The organism is Bradyrhizobium sp. STM 3566 (assembly GCF_045571445.1).
GTDB classification, from domain to species: domain Bacteria; phylum Pseudomonadota; class Alphaproteobacteria; order Rhizobiales; family Xanthobacteraceae; genus Bradyrhizobium; species Bradyrhizobium vignae.
The window spans coordinates 6,609,701-6,626,832 of the sequence record NZ_CP120692.1; the positions used below are offsets into that span (position 1 = coordinate 6,609,701).

Genomic DNA, 17,132 nt, shown 5'->3' on the forward strand with positions numbered 1-17,132 from the left:
GCAATAGTTCGCTCGGATACTGAAATTGATTTTACTGCCCGTAGAACGCTGCACGCGTTCGGAAAGGTATCCCGAAGATCGGCTCTCAGCCGCCAGATAGCGGCAGAGAGGTGGACCAAAGCTCCCTTGTGGAACGCGCCTTGAGCGTGGATTACATTGATGGCGATCGATTCCCTGTGTCGGGACTGCCGTTCCGATGCGCTATGTTGAACCTGCAGGACATCCGCACGGCCCTTCGATCTTCACGAGGTGACAGGCCTGCCTGCAATCGGCAGCAGCGCGGCCGGCCTCGCGCGCATGGTCCAATTAGCGGTAATCCTCCATAACGGCCGAGCGCTCTCTTTGCTCGCACCTCGAGATCCAGCGGCCGGAATAAAGCGCGTAACAGCTGTGATCGCAGAAAGGCAGCCCGGTGCTGAATTCTCTCAGATAGCTCGCCTGAATTGGCTCACAGCAAAGCATGCAAAAGGTCTTCGGGCACGGCGTCCTGCCGTTCACCAGCATGAACCTCATGTGGCGTCTCCCAATGCGAAGCAGCACCATGCAACAGTTTGGTTGAAGAACGGTCTAAGCAGCTCGCAACCAGCGGAGCCACTTATGGTCAGCCTCCCGACGTACTCTGAACCGGTCGACGCACCTCTTAGAGCAGAGCGCCCTTCGCCAGCAGTAGTAACGAATGAGTCCAAACTTTCCGCCGCAGACGGCGCAGCAGCTCGCTGTTCCGTGAACGGGATTTCGGGAGCTATCTCGCATTCCGGCCTCCTGGAAGCATCACGTGGACAGTTCTCCTGAGCCTCCTCCGGCACCGCGCCCGCACCCGACGTAAGCTATGGTCGCGGCGCTCCATGTCTCGCAACGTCTACCGACGCCGGGAGAAGAGCTTAAGTCTCAAGAGTTTGATTTCTGATTTGCGCCTCAAAGCGAAGCGGCTCGCTTTTGGCCGTGTGCTTCGCCGAGGGATACCTGCATAGGGGATGTGCAACGGGCGTGCCAGATCGTTCGATGGCATCTCAGCGGGCGAATTCCGGACAACCCACTGATAGAGCCACGCCGGCCGGCGCAAATTGCGACAATGATGCAGAATGAGACTCTCTGCGAACAGGGAGGCTTTGTTCAGCGCGCAAAGATTGCACTGCAATATGAGCTCGCACGGAACAGATCTGATCGAACGCTTCGCGCCCGCCGCGCGAAAATTGTCGGACGGGCTTCTGGTGGCATCTTCGGCTACAGTGGCCGAGCAATCGCACGGGCATGCGAACGTCAGATCCATCGCAAGTGAATGCATGCTCGCGATGGATCACGTAGTTTTAGTATCAAGGAATCAGGACCGCGCGTCCATGGATCCTGCCGGCATTGAGATCGTGCAACGCCTTGTTTGCATCCGAGAGGCGATATTCGGCCGTGGCGAGTTCAACCAAGCCTCGATCCGCAAGCGCCATCAACTCGGTTAGCTCCGCCCATGTTCCGACCAGGTTTCCGATGATGTTTTTCTCGGTAATCACCATGTCGACGGTCGGAACACGGATGTCCTCGCCGTAACCAACGACGTAGTAACTCCCCATAGGACGGGTCATTGACAGCCCTTTGGAAGTTGTGCCTTTCTCTCCGACGAAATCAATCACCGCCTCCGCGCCGTTTCCGGCAGTCAGCGCCAAAACGGCCGCCACTTCGTTGCCGTCAGCCTTGACCAAGTGGTCAGCCCCTGACTTTTCGGCAAGTTTCAGCGATGCCTCGGACTTGTCGACGACGACAACATCGGCCGCGCACATTGCCTTGAGGCACTGGATTCCGATGTGGCCTAACCCACCCGCACCGATAACGACGCAGAATTCACCTGGCAAAAGGTGACGTGTGGCCTTCTTGACCGCGCGATAGGCCGTGAGGCCCGCATCCGCGTATGGCGCCACATCCTTTGGCGCGAGAGTCCGCGGTAGTGGGACGATATTGCGCTCGGAGGTGCAAAGGAATTCTGCATAGCCGCCGTTGCAATCAAGCCCCGGAAACGTACCAGGACCATGCATGTCGAAGCCTCGGCGACATGCGACACACGTGCCGCCGGTGATCTTCGGATGGACGATGACTGGATCGCCCTTCTTCAGTCCCTCGACCTCCTTACCAACCTCTTCGATCCAACCAGCATTTTCGTGTCCCATGATGATGGGTAGCAGTTTGTCGCCGCTCGGATCCATATGCGGCTTCCAGACGCCTTCGATAATATGAAGGTCGGTCCTGCATACGCCCGCACCACCGATGCGAACGATGACGTCCGTCGATTTCGTCAGCTTCGGATCAGGCACTATCTCTTCGCTGACCCACTGCTCGTTAGAAAGCTTCTCGTCATACGCTCTCAATACTTGGGCTCTCATCGTCTCCTCCGTCTCCCCGGCGAACTTCGGTTCGCCATCGGCGATCGAGCCTCAGCATTTTTCATGCCAGCACATTTTCTTCGAGGAGCCGACAGCCCTTCTTCGAAGCGAAGCAACAGCTACTGCAGTGCACTCCGAAGCACCTCAGATGAAACAACCCGTTACTACCAAACCTGACTCGGTGTCATCTAGAGTCCTCGATCGTGCGGGAGGATCGATGGCCAAGCAGGGCTTGATACAAGGAATTGCAGCCGGCCTTTGCAGCGCATTGCTTGCCGCGCACACGGCCAGCGCCCAGATGCCGTCGCCTGCCGCCAAGACTCCGGATGGCTCAACACTGTTCAAGCAGCAATGCGCCACCTGTCATACAACAAACCTGTCGGATCCAGTCCGACAGGGACCATCGCTTTACAAGATCGTCGGGCGGCCTGCTGGCAAAGTCGACGGGTTTCACTACTCGGACGGGTTCGCCAAAGCAGACTTCGTCTGGGATGACACCAGGCTCGATGCCTGGCTGAGCAATCCGCAGGCGGTGATTCCGGGTGCGCTGATGGCCTATCGACAGTCCAAACCGGAGATCCGCGCGGCGATCATCGCCTATGTCAAGGGGTTCAACTGAATGTCAAAACCGGTTCACTCGATGATCCGAGTGCTCGACGAAGCGAAATCGCTGGACTTCTACAAGCGGGCTTTCGGGCTGGAGATCGCCGATCACCTGAAGTTCTCCGACTTCGCCCTGATCTATCTGCGCCATCCGTCTTCGCCGTTCGAGATCGAGCTGACCGTCAATTTCGATCGCAAGGAGCCCTACGCGCTCGGCGACGGATACGGACACCTCGCCGTCGTGGTCGAGGATCTCGACGCCGAACATGCCCGGTTCGAGCGCGAGAAGCTCGCACCGGGGCCGCTGCGCGAATTCAAGCACGATGGCAGCACGCTGGCGCGCTTCTTCTTCGTCTCAGACCCCGACGGCTACAAGATTGAGGTGATCCAGCGGGGCGGGCGTTTCGCCTAACCAAAACAAGACAGACAGCATTGGAGGAGCTTATGAGGGAAGTTGATCGTCGCAGGAAATTCGACCGCCGAGTCTTTCTCAAGGGTGCGGCAAGCACGGTGCCGATTGTCGCGGCCGCGACCACCACAGGGCTCGGCATCCAGGATGCCTGGGCGGACGATGCAGTTGCGCTGACACCCGCTCAGCTGAAGACGTTGATGAAGGTCGCGCGTGACATCTTTCCGCACGACATGCTTAACGACAGTTACTACGTCACGGCGATCAAGCCGTGGGACGTAAAGGCGGCGAAGGATCCGGCGATCAATTTGCTGATTGCGGACGGCATCGCCAGGTTGGATCAGGATGCCCGCGAGCGCCACCAGGTGCCGTATGCCGAGGTGCAATGGAAGACTGACCGCGTGGCGCTGCTCCGCGGCGTTGAGCAAAGCGACGTCTTCAAGACGGTGCGCGGCGACCTAGTCGTCTCGCTGTATAACCAGAAGGAGCTGTGGCCGAAATTCGGCTATGAGGGCTCCTCCGCCGAACACGGCGGCTACATCAAACGCGGCTTCTCCGACATCGACTGGCTGCCGAAGGCTTAAACCCGGTCAACATCCCATCAGGAGGAGCGCACCATGGCAAAATTCGATTTGAACGACCCGGGGGTAGTTGTGATTGTGGGATCTGGCGCCGGCGGCGGTACGCTGGGCAACGAGCTCGCGCAGAAGGGCATCAAGGTCGTCATTCTCGAAGCAGATCCGCGCATCGAGAACCAGGACTTCATCAATGACGAATGGGAGAGCTTTTCCCAGCTCGCTCGGTCCGATGCGCGCACCACGTCAGGCAGCTGGCAGGTGGCCAAGGATTTTCCCAGCCTGCCAGCCTGGATCGTGAAGGCGGTTGGCGGCTCAACCACCCGTTGGGCCGGCGCGTCGCTGCGTTTTGACGAGCACGAGTTCGAGACGAAGAGCGCCTATGGCGGCATTCCTGGCGCCAATCTGTTGGACTGGCCGATTACGCTCGCCGAAATGGAGCCGTGGTACGCCAAGGCCGAAAACAAGATGGGCGTCACCCGCACTAATGGCATTCCCGGGCTGCCCGGCAACAACAATTTCCGGGTGCTGGAGGCCGGCGCGAAGAAGCTCGGCTACAAGGAAGTGCACACCGGCAGAATGGCCATCAACAGCGAGCCGCGCGACGGTCGCGGCTCCTCCCTGCAGATCGGCTTCTGCTTCCAGGGCTGCAAGTCCGGCGCTAAATGGTCGACGCTCTATACCGAAATCCCCAAGGGCGAAGCCACCGGCAATCTCGAGGTGCGCTCGAACAGCATGGTGCTCAAGATCGAGCATGATGCGAGCGGCAAGGTCTCCGGCGTGGTCTATGCCGATGAGAGCGGTGTGATGCAGCGGCAGAAGGCACGCGTGGTCGCGGTTACCGGCAATTCGATCGAGAGCCCGCGCCTGCTCCTCAACAGCGCGTCCAGCATGTTCCCCGATGGCCTTGCCAATTCATCCGGTCAGGTCGGCCGCAACTACATGCGGCACATGACCGGCAGCGTCTATGCCGTGTTCGAGAAATCGGTCCATATGTATCGCGGCACCACCATGGCCGGCATCGTCCGCGACGAGGCGATCAACAATCCGGGCCGCGGCTTCGTCGGCGGCTACGAGATGGAAACGCTGTCGCTGGGCGTGCCCTTCATGGCGGCATTCCTCAAGCGGGGGGCCTGGGGACGCGAGTTCACCAGCGCTCGGTCGCGAGCGTGCATTTCGACGATCATCCCAATGACATCGCGATGCGGGCTCACGCTTACAAGCAGGGCGCCGCGGTCTATGAGGCGGTCGGCGCGACCGTCACCTCCCCGACCCCGCCCTATCCGAGCACCCATAATCTCGGCACCAACCGGATGAGCGAGAACCCCAGGGATGGCGTGGTGAACAAGTTCGGCCAGACCCACGACATCAGGAATTTGTTTGTCTCTGACGTCAGTCAGTTCACCTCTGGCGCGGCCTGCAATCCGACGCTGACGATCGTGTCGCTGGCGATCCGGCAGGCGGACTACATGGCTACTGCGATGCAAAAGAAAGAGATCTAAACGCGCCTGAAGGCGGGCAGCCCTGTCATTTCGGGAGTGACAGAGCTGCGTCGGTTTGCTGCCCGCGCTCCAACGCGGATAGTCGCGGCTCCGGTAGGCTGCTCCGCAAGCCTGACACAGGAGCAACGAAATCGGTTTGTGCGCTGTCACCGCCGGAACGATAGATGAGACAGCAACATCGCAAGAGCGAGGTGAAATTTTTCACCTCGCCATGATGTTCGAGGACCTCGTTGTGGAGACTCGTAAGGAATTTCGCGACGCTCATCCTCTCCCTTGCCGCAATCTCCTCAAGTGTGTCCCAAAATGCGAGTTCGAGACGGATTGATGTGCAATGACCTCCGATCCGCAACGAACGCGTCTGGGGTTCGTAATTACGCTGAGGCTGTCGCGCAAATAAATTGCACACGGCGGTTCCCTCGGAATGCTTGATTCCGGTCATGATGACATAATCCGCTGCGTCGCGCAGCCATTTCGCGGTGAAATTCGCCGGAACTGGAACCGAAATGCCATACGATCGAATCGACGCCCGCATCCTTGAGATCGTCCAAAAGAATAACCGCCTGACTTCCGAGGTGATCGGCGAACTTGCCGGGCTTTCTGCCAGCGCCTGTCAACGGCGCCTGAAGAGGCTTCGTTCGGAAGGTACCATCGAAGGCGATGTCTCGATCGTTTCGCCGCAGGCTGTTGGACGGCCGATTCAAATGCTTGTGCTAGTGACTATGGAGCGGGAGCGTTCAGATATCATCGATAGATTCAAGAAGGCCATCAAATTGTCAGCTGAGGTTGTCAACGGATTCTACGTGACGGGGAACGCGGACTTCGTCCTATACATTACCGCTACCAGCATGGAAGAATACGAGGAGTTCACTCGGCGATTCTTCCATGTGAACCCGGATATCAAGGGGTTCAAGACGATGGTCGTATTGGATCGCGTGAAAGCCGGCTTCGCTATTCCTGTTGAGAGTCCATGCCAGGATTGACTGATCGCTGATACGGTGTCTCCTGCGCCGGTCGACGCGTTCGCGCCTTTTTCCGTCGCTCAACCGTTATAAAACGAAAAACACGTCCCTTCGAGGCTCTAGTCTCAGGTTAACCTCCCCAGCTGGTCTTGACCCCTCCGGAATTGGGATTGGCATGCACCTCAAGATTCGCTTGCTCATGCGCAAGATCCGCCTTTCGCTCACAGACCGGCCTCGGGCAGCCTCACAAATTCTGCTGGTTCGCTGTCGTTGTCGAACGCCGGCGTCATTCGCTACCTGTACGCACTCAAACATTGCCCGTCATGTTGCGATGCGGTGTCTTGTAATCGAGCACGACCGCAGGCTTACCGCACATGAGTCGGAATACTTGTCCAGGAAAGCGCGGCGGGCCTTTGACCAGGCGTTGTCATAGCCGCGATCGGTAGCGTTCGGCCGGCGCCGATCATTCTCAGCCCTGCGCTTGATCCGACAGGCGCATAGGGTGCCGGACCAAACGAGGTTGCAGCAACCACAGACGCGACGGGGCTTGAACGGCATCACATTGACCCCAACGATTGGACATTGAGGTCGCCGGTGGCGTTGAGCTTGTCGCGAACCCTCTCAAGGTTGCTCGGAGTTGCTTCGTCAGCGCTTGCCGCCGAACAATGCCCGGAGCATTTCGACGTGACCTTCGCGCGCCGCGAGGATTTCGGCGGGCGTGGCGTTCCAAGTCACTTCCGGGGACCAGTCCAGCCAGCCGGTACCAAGCTGAATAGGCGAGTGAAGTATTCATCAAATGGTATCGGCTTGCCGGTCTGTGGGTGGTCATCGGATGCATCGGCGCCGACAGGACGAACTCGAGCAACCGCTCGCGTCCGTCCAAGATGCTGCGGATTGTGCGATCGGAACATCAGCGCTGGTCGCGGTGATCAGATCCGTTATGGCCGTGAAGCTGCCTTCAGCGATGGCCTGATGGAGTTCCTGAAAGCCATAGCGTTGATGGAGGTGAAATGGGGCCCGTAGCGTGTGACGCGAGGTGTAGACCTTGGTCCCAAGCTGGAGGACGAAATCCACTGCGAGCCGCATGTTGGCGTCCCTTAGCTCGCCGAGACTTTGAGCTTCACGAAACAACTAGTGCCAGTGCCGGAGCTATAATGACGCGCGGAATTTTGGGCCACTTGGCGGAAGCCTCGCGCATCGCCGCCGGAGTTGCTAATTCGTTGAAGCGCTGGAAATCGTCAAGGTCGCTCACGCGCAGTCGCCCGAACCAGTCGAAGCGCCCAGAACGTGATTTACGGCGTCGACTTCCGGCGGGGCGCTGATCGTGGCTGATTGGTTGGAAGCCGCTTTCGGGTTCGGTGAGGAAGCCGAACCCGTCGCGCCGCCGTGATGCGCCGTGCGTCGTGGCGCAGCCAAGCGGCGCGCCGAGTGATCTCGGCGAGACGGTCGTTTGCCACTACATCATCACTGACGGCGTCTTGCGGCTGTGCGATGAGCACGGCAAGGCAGATGGAAAGCGGTTCCTCTTCGCGGCAGGCGAAGACCCACGGCGGGTTGCTGGTCGAATGACGCGGGAGGCCTGGCAACGTGGCCGTTCGGAATTCAACCGCCCACTTTACCAAGACGCCGCGCCCTATGGAGGGTACTAGGGGCGTCAGGCATTTGGCCGCTACCTACGATGGTCCTTAACTGCGATCGCACTCGCAGTTTGACATCTTGGCACTCTTCGGTATCAGTCGGTTCCCAAATGGGGGAATTCGCGTGGTTTTTAAAGAGCGCCTGCCGGTCAACTGCCCGCCGAGTGGCAGCCACCAGAATGGGCATCAAGGCGTTTATCGTCTTTGTTCGACCAACCCGCCCACGGCAACTGACTTCCTGTCGGCCGCCGCCAAGAATGAGCCAGCGCCACCAGTTGTCGACCTCTGTCGCTGGTCATCCTGTTCACTCTTCACCGATCTGGCGACGGTGAAGAAAAAGAGAAGTACATTCAAGAAGTTACAGAAGTATGGCTTTGCGGCAGTCATGACCATTCCGCCGAAAAGTGGTCATTCGGAACAAGCCAACGCCCATATTGATTTCTGGATGTTCGACACGTTCGATCCTGTCAACGCCGTCACGAAGGTAGAAACCCTTTGACTACGCGCAAACAGCCCGACAAATTGGCCAAGTTCGTGCAGGTGCTTGAGTACGTTGACGGTCCTCAAGCGGTTCTGCTTGAACGTTCGGCTGATTCGAAGATCGTCGGCGTCGCGATTGACCGGGAAGGATTCCAGTCCCCGTTTTTCGGGGCCGAAATCTCTCGCGACCAATGGGAGCGCTATCGGCGGGGATTCGTTGACTTCCGGTTCCTGTTCACCCATCCGCGATGGAAGAATTGGTTTTATTTCGATCTCGCTGACGCAGACAAAGACGGTTCAATTACGCTGCTCCACGCTGTCAAAGATGAACTCGTGGAGAAACACTATCTGCCAGAGGCAGGCTTCTTCGCGCGGGATCATTCAGAACCTATCCAAGCCAATGACGCCGCTCATCTAGAAACTCATAGCTATCGGATAGACGGGTCTTGGGACCTGGGCGACTTCTCGCAATTCTACGGGAAGATTACGGACATTTATTCGTTCTTCCTGGCGCTAAAAAAATATGACGCACCTGATACATCGCCCGATCTAAAGAAGCGGGTCCGCCAAGCGTTTGCCGGTCATCCGCTTCGCGGTGGATCGAGCTACGTCAACCTGTATGAAGACCTTTGGTCCGTGCAGGGGATTATGGACCGAATATCTGTAAGGCGCATCCAGTACGCCTCACCCGGCAATGTCGATGTCAACGGACGCGCAGACATCTTCGACGAGATGCACATCTCGCTCGCCGAATTTGCTAAGAACTTTGAGAACCTGAAAATGGGATACGGTAACCTCTACAGGTTTTTGGCCGCGAACCAGCTACTCAAGGCTGATGCAGAGCGTTTCGATAAATCAGGCCCCCTGGCTGACCGCATCAATTCGTTGGCGGGAGCTTTGGCTGCGGCGCTCAAGCTGCCAGATATCGAAACGATTTACCGTCTGACAGATCGAAATGCATTGTCGTTCGCAAAGATTGTGCTCTCCTATTTCCGTCGCCTTGAGCGCTACTATCTCTTTTTTGCTGAGGGGCGCGTGCAGGAAGGCTAGCGCCGCCTGTCGGAGTTCCGCCGATCTCGAGCGCGCAAGCAGCGCAACACAAGGAAAAGGCCGCCTCGTAGGACGGCCTTCGGAAGCTTCGCCATTGACGTGACGACCGGGGCGGTCGATGACACAGCCGCCCCACTCCGGAAAGGTGGCTCGACGGGCCGGAAAGTCAACGCGCCGGATAATTCTCAAGGTCATATGCCTTCGCCAGGACGTCACGATGGCGTGCACGATCTTGTGCTCGCCGTTGGCTCGCGCCGTGAGCAGTCGTAGTAGATGGTCATAATCTCCTTAAGATCGTCACCGAAGCTCTAAGCTTTCTGCGGACGAAGACGCGGTAATCCCACTGTGCCCTTCGGCCTGTGCGCTTGCAAAACAGTGGCAACGGACCTCAATAGGTCTCCACAGCCTTCAAGAGCTTTTGTATCGGTGTGCCATGCCGTCTTGTAAGTAACGTCCAGCGCCTTTTCGACCTCTCTTCACTGCTGGCAACGCGTTGAGCTTGTGAGCGGCCTGAATCCATGAAGCCAAGCGGAGCTTAGACCCCTCTAGTGTCCTGAGTCACAAGTTCGCAATCGTAGATTCGCAGTAGATTCGCATCGCTGTGCCAGAGATGGCGGCTGTAACAGCGACGGAGGATCTGATGTCGGCCCAGCGACTTGCGCCCCTGATATTGAGCGATGATGAGCTCGCCGAACTTCAGGCGCTGACGATGCGGCGGAAAACGGCGCAGGCGCTGGCTCTGAGAGCCCGGATCGTGCTGACCTGCGCGGAAGGCGGTCAGAACAAGGAGGTGGCGGCCAAGCTAGGCCTGGAGCGGGGAACGGTAGGCAAGTGGCGGCAGCGTTTTGTAGAGCAGCGCGTGGCCGGGCTGCACGACGAGCCGCGTTCCGGGGCGCCGCGCACCATTGACGATGCCCGCATCGAAGCCGTGATCGTGCGGACGCTGGAAAGCTGCCCCGAGAACGCCACTCATTGGAGTTCTCGGGGCATGGCGAAGGCCAGCGGCCTGTCGGTGTCAACGGTGCAACGCATCTGGCGGGCCTTCGGGCTCCAGCCGCACCGGCTGGAGACATTCAAGCTCTCCACCGATCCGAACTTCGTCGCCAAGGTGCGCGACGTCGTCGGCCTTTACGTCTCGCCGCCGGCACACGCCATCGTTCTGTGTGTAGACGAAAAGTCCCAAATCCAGGCACTGGACCGCAGTCAGCCGATGCTGCCGATGCGTCCCGGTCAGCCGGCTCGAAGGAGCCATGACTACAAAAGGCACGGCACCACATCGCTGTTCGCCGCTCTCGACATTGCGACCGGACGGGTCATCGGCAAATGCTACGGACGCCACCGAGCCGCCGAGTTCCGCAAGTTCCTCGACGAGATCGAGGCCGCCGTACCGGGCGAACCCGACGTCCATCTCGTCATGGATAACTATGCAACGCACAAGACGCCGCTGATCCGGAAATGGCTAGCCAAAAGGACGCGTTGGCATGTGCACCTGACCCCGACCAGTTCGTCATGGCTCGATCAGGTCGAGCGCTTCTTCGCGCTCCTTACCGATAAGAAGATCAGGCGCGGCGTCTATCGCAGTGTCGCTGCCCTCAGGGCGGACATCACCTCGTTCATCGAACGACACAATGCCGATCCGAAACCATTCCGATGGACCAAGTCCGCTGACGACATCCTTGCTTCCATCGAGCGCTTCTGCCGATACAATGCCCCGGCACAAAACGGACCAATGTTGCGAACTTCTGGTTCAGGACACTAGCGGAGTACCCACAGTCACCGTGAACTGTTGCCGGCATTCAGAGCAGAGGTAGATAGAGGCCGGGACGGTGCGACGCACCACCAACCACGCTAACGGCGGGGCTTTCGGCGGGGACGTGTGTGCCTTTACCGAGGTCGAGCCGAAGGCAAGTTCGGATGGGCAACCCGAACACACCCCTATTCGCCGTCAGGCCCGTGCTTGCCGAACAGTTTGTTGAGTTCCTTCACCAACTCTACAGATTCCTTCGGGTGAACAATGAAGGCCGCAATCGCTGACGGGATCACGCCCGCCCAAACACAAAGACCAATCGCCGCGACAAACATGCCCCTATCGAAGGTGCGATTGAGAATAGAAACGTGGTCGCGGGTATACCAATTTGCCACGCCACGCTTGAAGGTAATCGCCTTTTCGCCGATCACGTCTGCCGGAGATTCGGTCTGTAAGAGCGACCGGTGCAACTCCTGAGCAGCCAACAAAATCGCTTCCAGCTCGGGCACGCTTGTGGAATTGGTCCGCTCCACTTTGGCGCGCTCAATAGCGCTCGTCAGAAGCAATTGAATGGATGTTGACTGAAGCAGAATGACTTCGCGATTTGCACTCGCCGCCTTCCCCACCGCCCGTATGACGGTTGCGTCGGTGTGATCGCGTGCGACTGTTGCCTCGACCTGCATGCCTAGGGTCGGTTGCAACCCGATTGTGGGCGAATAGAAAGTGTCCGGCGAAGACGCCTCACTCACCGGTCCTGTAGTGCCGTTAGGGCCCAAAGGCGCGGAGCCGGGCCTGTCCGATCCAGTCGGCCCACGAACCACGCGAAACATTGCGACATCACCAGCGTTTCCCTGTGCTCCAACGCCAATGGTTGCCGCGCCCTGGTCTTTTTGTTGGTCCGCCATAATGCCCCCTCGGTACGACAACTATGCGTCCCGAGGAAGTTGGTGATTTGGAGTGAGACTCTCAATCCCGGGTCTATACGGGCCTATTGAATTCTGGTCCTTCGATTGCGGGGCGGGCAGACTAAGGAAGTCAAATCGTAAACGGCTCACGCGACCACGTCTGCCGCGAGGTGCACCACCACACGGCATAACTCACCCCCATCACGCGATCGTCGAATTCGCCGACGTCAGCGGACCACGTCTGCGCGCCGCTGGCTTTGACTGGCGCCGGAATGCCTCCAGTTCCTTTCGAAAGGCATCCGCTTCCGGGAGCGCGTCAGGAACGCGCAACTCCCAGCGTGAAGCACGGCTTCCATTTTGCTGACAAGCAATTGCTTTGCGACACGGTAATTATCGCGTCAACTTGCGTCTGTTCGGTACCGGCCGTGATCTGCACGCCCGTAAATCGGAGCCCTTGCGAGCGCATCAGATCGGCGACGCCCATGCCGCCACCCGAAATATCCACCACGAGCCGCGCTCTTGCGCTCGCTAGCGGCTCCTTCGACATCAATTCGCGCAGGAGCAGCGCTTGCGAGACGTAGTCCAATTTGAGCGGGATCGATGGTTGCCGACACGCCTTGGCGCGATCGTCGATAATCCATTCTTCGACAGGCGCGCACGTATCGTGAAGCACCGCGAACACGAAGCGGTCATGTTGACGGTCCAGGTCGAGACCGCAAACGTATTCGTTCACGGCGCGCGCCGGAACGTGCCTGTAATGGTGCGGATGCACGTGGTGTTCTAAAGCCATAATGGTCTCACGTCCTTGTGCCCGAAAGCACGGTCGATGACTTCGGTGGGGAACGCGCTTTCAAGTGGCTCTAACCACTCAAGCATGTACTCGGTCCCGAAACGGGTCTCACCGAGCGCTTTTCGCTCCTCCGCCAACACCTCAGGCGTCAGACGGGGACAAGCTGTCGCGGGTATCTCGATTTTCTCGAAGCCGGATTCGGGATCCGTCCAAACGGCCGCGAATTCCGATGCCTTGCTCGTTCGCCTTGAGAAACGAGATTCCGGCGTCAACGAAGGCGCGCTGTATTTTTTCGATCGCTTCGTCTCGCGCCGCCGATCGCCATTGCAGGGACGACTCAACCCGCGGTTCGCCGTCTATTTTTTCGATCTCCTGAACGGTCGAAATCCCGATGCCGGCTTTCTTAGCCAGCTCGGCAGCCGTCCATTTAAGAAAGGATCGCGCCGCTCTGATTTGAGCCCCGGTGATCATTCGTCGTTTCCAATGTTGACAATCAACATAACAGTCCGTCTGCTCATAGTCAACGTTTTTCGTTGACTATGGTGGACGGCTTGCTTTAGTCTGTTCGTCATCGCAAACCGTTGGAGCCCGCCGTCATGATCAACCTTGCCCGCAGTAGCTTTGACCACCGAAACCTACCCAGTGCGTATTTTCCAACCCGGGCGCCTTCATAGAATTCGCCATCGAGCGCCGTCAATACGAAACGGCCGTGCAGACCTATGCCCGGGAAGCCAGCCCGACAGCGATCAGGAAGGCCATCGCGGTGGCGCGGCGGCGCGGCTTCAAGGACCGCGCGCTAGCGTTGAGCCGTTTCCGATAGTCTAGGTCGCACGGATCAACCGCTTTATCCAGCTTAGGCTGTTGTCGATGACCCATTCTGTTTGGTGTCTCGAAAGAGTTGGCATCTCTGCTGAACCCGGCCCGTGACTCAGTGGGTTTCGAACGGTAGTAAAGATGTGCTTGAGCGCGTTCGCTTCCCAACTCGAAACGAATCCGTTGCTAGACAGATTGTCGATATAGTTGTGCGCGCCCTTTTCTTTGCCGTGTGTCCAGCCCCTGTCACCGGAGATAATTTTAATGGCGCTTTCGAGCGCGCGGGCTGCGTAAAAGGCGGGGTCGCGATCGTCGTTGTCCCGGCGGTCAAACGCCTCTTTCATATCGGTGTCTACGTTCTTCCACTTCGGCGCTGAGACTAACTGCCAAAATGGCGTCTCAATTTCGCTTTCGAGCCGGTCGTCGCCTGCAATCTGAATGAAGCCATTGTGGTAATTCAGATTGCACTGCGCTTGACGGAATCGAGCGTTCAATTCCTCGACCGCATTGTAAAAGTTGCGGTTGATGGCTTCATTGTCTGCCTTTACCCTTTCACTCGGCTTTTGAAGCACGATGCCGCGGATATTTTTCCTTACTACGGTTTGGTCGGCTGCTTTCATGGCCGCTGGTAAGTTCGAATTGATTATCGAAATACGCTCTTCGACGAGCCGAAATGCAACTTCGATGAAACTAACCCGCTGTTTTAAGAAAACATCGGCGGAGATCGCGCCATCAAATTCCTCTAGAAACCAAGTTTTACAGACCTGCCCGATTGTCCATTTGCCGTAGTAGTGATGGGGCTGACCATTCCACTGACCCATATAATTATAGGTCAGCGGTGACAGCGATTCTCTTCCCAGCTCCATCGAGATGCGGCTTTGTAGATCGGCCCAGAGCCTCTTGTTCTGGTCCGTGTGTTCGTCAAATGGGCACACTTGTTCAGCAAAAATCCGATACATTTGCACCAAGAGGGTCTGCTCCACCGTCGTGAACGTGCGCCACAGCGGCGTATTCTTATAGCGATTAGAAAATATGTCGGTTAGCATGGTGATGAGGCTTCAACAGGGGCTATCTGAAACGTGTTTCCTGCATACCGCAAATGCAGTCCTAGAACGGTATGTCGTCATCGAAATTCGGTTCCGGCTGCTGCGGTCTCGGACCCGTAATCGCGAGCGGTGGGGCGGCGGACGGTAGACGGCGAATTGCGTCGTCATGGGCTTCGCTTCGCCCACGGTGCGCAAAATGTTGGTTACGAGCTTGCCCGCGATGTCTGCTGATGACCCGAGCGCGCCCGGTGCACCCAACATTGTGATTGCGAGCGCAGTGACCGCGAGCAAATTGAGCCGCTTCTCTTCCAGCGCTGCTTCAAAATCCGTCAGACGTTTAAGTAACTCATGACGCTTCGCCTCGTCGACGTTTTCATTCTTTTCGATCAGCTCTCGTAGATTGAATACGTAGGTCCGGATGGTAGTTTTGAAATTTGGGGTGAGCAGCACGGAATCGCGTTTCGCTCGCGCACTGTTGCTCAACAAAATCTGAGTGAGATAGTGATCCAGATCCGACCGAAACTCGCGATACACATCAGAACTAAACTTTGTCGCCCGTGGCACTGTCAAACTTGCTAGCGGTTGAACATCGAAGCGCTTGGCTGCCGCCACAACGACGTTCATGAAGCCGTGTTGTGCTTCATTTCGCTGGTGCCAGTCGGATTCTTCCTCTCCTAGCAGGCTGTTGAAGAACTCAGCCGCGTTCGCAAACGAAGGCTGAATCGTCGCCATTGTGGATGTAGAAGTGGCCGACGAGCCTGCCCGCAGTGCCGATCATAGCCCATCCGCGACCGCAGGACGGATCATTCTCGTCGTGCCCTTCCCATGAGAACTCGGCGCAGGCCGATCCGTCGCGGGCGCCGTAGCGCACGTCCAGGAAGCCCTTGAGAGCCCCAAAGGCGATTTCGCCATCGGACTTGCCCTGGAAGGTGAGATGCGCCTCTTCGGCAAGATCGAGGAACTCGCTGTCCCAGACGTCCATCTCGACGATGCGCCAGCGGCCGACAAAGGCCTTGGCGAAGCCGGGCACCTTGGCCATCAGCCAGTCTCCGCAATCAGCTTCGGCAGCCGCACCAGATTGTAGGCGGCGGCAGCGAAGGTAAAGGCCCATGCGACGCGATCACGGCCACGGAAGCTGGTCTTCTCTTGCCCGGCAACCGTCTTGATCCAGCCGAATGCCTCCTCGATGCGCTTGCGGATGCGCTGACTGATGGCATAGCCGCCGTGCCGGGTCGTTCGTCCGTCAATCGCAGAACTACGGCCGCTGGTGTTCTGTGCAACATGCGGCGTCACGTTCATCGAGCGCAGTTCGTTGACGAAGTCTTCTGCATCGTAGGCTTTGTCGGCGCCAAGCGTGATCGCTGTCGGTCGGTCGGCACGAGGCTCGATCATGTGCAGCGCGGCCACCCGTTCGGCATGCCCGCCGGCCTGCGTCAGGCAGGCGTCGACCAGCAGGCCGTGGCGGTTCTCCATCAGCCCGTGCCCGATGAAGCACAGCTTCGTCTCCTTGCCTTTGCCCTTGCGGTAGAGCCTGGCGTCCGGATCGGTGGTCGAAGCATGGGTGTCATTCGAGCGTTTCTGGCCATGAAAGTCCGCTTCGGCATTGCGCCCGCCGCCTGGCGCTGGCGGCTCGCCGGAGCCGTCCTTCGGCTTGACGCTCTTCATCGAGGCCCAGGCCTCGATCAGCGTACCGTCGACCGAGAAGTGATCGCTCGACAGAAGCCTCTTCACCTTGGGCTGCGCCAGCACCGCCGCCAGGAACTTGGCCGCGATGTCGCCTTCCAGCAGCCGGTCGCGGTTCTTCGAGAACACCGAATGGTCCCAGGCTGCGTCGTCAACGCCGATTCCGACGAACCAGCGGAACAGCAGGTCGTATTCCAGTCGCTCCATCAGAAGCCGCTCCGAGCGGATCGAATAAAACGCCTGCAACAGCATCGCCCGCAGCAGCTTCTCCGGCGGGATCGACGGCCGCCCAATTGGCGAATAGAGCGCGGCAAACTCTCGCTCCAGCGCCGACAGCCCTTCGTTCACAATCGTCCGGATCGCTCGCAGCGGATGATTACGCCGCACCCGCGCCTCCAGGTCGACGTAGCTGAACAGTTCGCCCGTTCGATTGTCGCCGCCGCGCACGCACCATCTCCGAATCTCATCGGAGCCAATGAATCACGGTCGCCGGTCGGCGGCGAGCGCCTTTTTCAACAGCCTGCTAGCGCTGCTGTATAGTCAGCCAATCTGCGTCGCGCGATTTCA

General features: G+C 58.4%; 17 protein-coding genes and 1 pseudogene. 8 read left to right on the forward strand and 10 right to left on the reverse strand.

Features of this window, described 5'->3' with window-relative positions; genetic code table 11:
• Window positions 1–1,313 precede the first annotated feature (1,313 nt).
• Window positions 1,314–2,366, reverse strand: a complete 1,053-nt coding sequence (locus P6U27_RS31480; protein WP_407193217.1) for an NAD(P)-dependent alcohol dehydrogenase — start codon at window positions 2,364–2,366, stop codon at window positions 1,314–1,316.
• 298 nt (window positions 2,367–2,664) lie between these two features.
• Here P6U27_RS31480 and P6U27_RS31485 point away from each other — a divergent pair, with 298 nt between their 5' ends.
• From P6U27_RS31485 to P6U27_RS31500, 4 genes and pseudogenes are all read left to right on the forward strand, one after another.
• Window positions 2,665–2,985 carry a c-type cytochrome gene (locus P6U27_RS31485; RefSeq protein WP_407194514.1) on the forward strand — a complete coding sequence of 107 codons (321 nt, stop codon included), beginning with the start codon at window positions 2,665–2,667 and terminating at the stop codon, window positions 2,983–2,985.
• Window positions 2,986–3,381: a VOC family protein gene (locus P6U27_RS31490; RefSeq protein WP_407193218.1), complete on the forward strand. Its 396-nt coding sequence runs from the start codon at window positions 2,986–2,988 to the stop codon at window positions 3,379–3,381.
• Between the two features lie 32 nt (window positions 3,382–3,413).
• The gene (locus P6U27_RS31495; protein ID WP_407193219.1) at window positions 3,414–3,962 is read left to right on the forward strand and encodes a gluconate 2-dehydrogenase subunit 3 family protein; all 549 of its coding nucleotides are present in this window, start codon (window positions 3,414–3,416) and stop codon (window positions 3,960–3,962) included.
• A 33-nt stretch (window positions 3,963–3,995) separates the two neighbouring features.
• Window positions 3,996–5,455, forward strand: a pseudogene (locus tag P6U27_RS31500) (GMC family oxidoreductase).
• A gap of 25 nt (window positions 5,456–5,480) precedes the next feature.
• On the opposite strand, the gene P6U27_RS31505 reads toward P6U27_RS31500, so the two are convergent.
• On the reverse strand, window positions 5,481–5,861 hold the full coding sequence (locus tag P6U27_RS31505; RefSeq protein WP_407194515.1) for a ribbon-helix-helix domain-containing protein: 381 nt from the start codon (window positions 5,859–5,861) through the stop codon (window positions 5,481–5,483).
• A gap of 97 nt (window positions 5,862–5,958) precedes the next feature.
• Between P6U27_RS31505 and P6U27_RS31510 the strand changes: the two genes are divergently transcribed.
• Complete coding sequence (locus tag P6U27_RS31510) at window positions 5,959–6,435, forward strand: Lrp/AsnC family transcriptional regulator (protein ID WP_407193220.1); 477 nt, start codon at window positions 5,959–5,961, stop codon at window positions 6,433–6,435.
• Window positions 6,436–7,534: 1,099 nt separating this feature from the next.
• Here P6U27_RS31510 and P6U27_RS31515 read toward each other — a convergent pair.
• Complete coding sequence (locus P6U27_RS31515; protein WP_407193221.1) at window positions 7,535–7,666, reverse strand: hypothetical protein; 132 nt, start codon at window positions 7,664–7,666, stop codon at window positions 7,535–7,537.
• Between the two features lie 509 nt (window positions 7,667–8,175).
• Here P6U27_RS31515 and P6U27_RS31520 point away from each other — a divergent pair.
• The 3 genes from P6U27_RS31520 to P6U27_RS31530 all read left to right on the forward strand — a co-directional run bounded on the left by P6U27_RS31520 (window position 8,176) and on the right by P6U27_RS31530 (window position 11,340).
• On the forward strand, window positions 8,176–8,550 hold the full coding sequence (locus P6U27_RS31520) for a hypothetical protein (RefSeq protein ID WP_407193222.1): 375 nt from the start codon (window positions 8,176–8,178) through the stop codon (window positions 8,548–8,550).
• A 23-nt stretch (window positions 8,551–8,573) separates the two neighbouring features.
• Window positions 8,574–9,581, forward strand: coding sequence for a hypothetical protein (locus P6U27_RS31525; RefSeq protein WP_407193223.1), 1,008 nt, complete (start codon window positions 8,574–8,576; stop codon window positions 9,579–9,581).
• 640 nt (window positions 9,582–10,221) lie between these two features.
• Entirely contained in the window at window positions 10,222–11,340 is a 1,119-nt protein-coding gene (locus P6U27_RS31530) for an IS630 family transposase (RefSeq protein WP_407193224.1), read from the forward strand.
• Between the two features lie 176 nt (window positions 11,341–11,516).
• Here P6U27_RS31530 and P6U27_RS31535 read toward each other — a convergent pair whose 3' ends face one another.
• The 7 genes from P6U27_RS31535 to P6U27_RS31565 all read right to left on the reverse strand — a co-directional run bounded on the left by P6U27_RS31535 (window position 11,517) and on the right by P6U27_RS31565 (window position 17,012).
• Entirely contained in the window at window positions 11,517–12,011 is a 495-nt protein-coding gene (locus P6U27_RS31535) for a hypothetical protein (RefSeq protein WP_407193225.1), read from the reverse strand.
• A 538-nt stretch (window positions 12,012–12,549) separates the two neighbouring features.
• Window positions 12,550–12,966: a hypothetical protein gene (locus P6U27_RS31540; protein ID WP_407193226.1), complete on the reverse strand. Its 417-nt coding sequence runs from the start codon at window positions 12,964–12,966 to the stop codon at window positions 12,550–12,552.
• Between the two features lie 198 nt (window positions 12,967–13,164).
• Window positions 13,165–13,494, reverse strand: a complete 330-nt coding sequence (locus P6U27_RS31545; RefSeq protein ID WP_407193227.1) for a helix-turn-helix domain-containing protein — start codon at window positions 13,492–13,494, stop codon at window positions 13,165–13,167.
• Window positions 13,495–13,844: 350 nt separating this feature from the next.
• The gene (locus P6U27_RS31550) at window positions 13,845–14,882 is read right to left on the reverse strand and encodes an AbiJ-NTD4 domain-containing protein (protein WP_407193228.1); all 1,038 of its coding nucleotides are present in this window, start codon (window positions 14,880–14,882) and stop codon (window positions 13,845–13,847) included.
• Window positions 14,883–14,894: 12 nt separating this feature from the next.
• Window positions 14,895–15,614, reverse strand: coding sequence for a hypothetical protein (locus tag P6U27_RS31555; protein WP_407193229.1), 720 nt, complete (start codon window positions 15,612–15,614; stop codon window positions 14,895–14,897).
• Complete coding sequence (locus tag P6U27_RS31560) at window positions 15,577–15,921, reverse strand: hypothetical protein (RefSeq protein ID WP_122402509.1); 345 nt, start codon at window positions 15,919–15,921, stop codon at window positions 15,577–15,579. The genes P6U27_RS31555 and P6U27_RS31560 overlap by 38 nt, the downstream gene beginning before the upstream one ends.
• Window positions 15,921–17,012 (reverse strand): IS5 family transposase, encoded by a 1,092-nt coding sequence (locus tag P6U27_RS31565; protein WP_122402508.1) that lies wholly within the window; start codon window positions 17,010–17,012, stop codon window positions 15,921–15,923. The genes P6U27_RS31560 and P6U27_RS31565 overlap by 1 nt, the downstream gene beginning before the upstream one ends.
• Window positions 17,013–17,132 lie beyond the last annotated feature (120 nt).

What these genes read in the sequence shown, in the direction of transcription:
- P6U27_RS31550 (WP_407193228.1), bottom strand. Translation starts at nt 14,882, where the DNA reads ATGCTAACCGACATATTTTCTAATCGCTATAAGAATACGCCGCTGTGG.
- P6U27_RS31490 (WP_407193218.1), top strand. Translation starts at nt 2,986, where the DNA reads ATGTCAAAACCGGTTCACTCGATGATCCGAGTGCTCGACGAAGCGAAA.
- P6U27_RS31545 (WP_407193227.1), bottom strand. Translation starts at nt 13,494, where the DNA reads ATGATCACCGGGGCTCAAATCAGAGCGGCGCGATCCTTTCTTAAATGG.
- P6U27_RS31485 (WP_407194514.1), top strand. Translation starts at nt 2,665, where the DNA reads ATGCCGTCGCCTGCCGCCAAGACTCCGGATGGCTCAACACTGTTCAAG.
- P6U27_RS31535 (WP_407193225.1), bottom strand. Translation starts at nt 12,011, where the DNA reads ATGCAGGTCGAGGCAACAGTCGCACGCGATCACACCGACGCAACCGTC.
- P6U27_RS31555 (WP_407193229.1), bottom strand. Translation starts at nt 15,614, where the DNA reads ATGGCGACGATTCAGCCTTCGTTTGCGAACGCGGCTGAGTTCTTCAAC.
- P6U27_RS31530 (WP_407193224.1), top strand. Translation starts at nt 10,222, where the DNA reads ATGTCGGCCCAGCGACTTGCGCCCCTGATATTGAGCGATGATGAGCTC.
- P6U27_RS31560 (WP_122402509.1), bottom strand. Translation starts at nt 15,921, where the DNA reads ATGGCCAAGGTGCCCGGCTTCGCCAAGGCCTTTGTCGGCCGCTGGCGC.
- P6U27_RS31510 (WP_407193220.1), top strand. Translation starts at nt 5,959, where the DNA reads ATGCCATACGATCGAATCGACGCCCGCATCCTTGAGATCGTCCAAAAG.
- P6U27_RS31495 (WP_407193219.1), top strand. Translation starts at nt 3,414, where the DNA reads ATGAGGGAAGTTGATCGTCGCAGGAAATTCGACCGCCGAGTCTTTCTC.
- P6U27_RS31480 (WP_407193217.1), bottom strand. Translation starts at nt 2,366, where the DNA reads ATGAGAGCCCAAGTATTGAGAGCGTATGACGAGAAGCTTTCTAACGAG.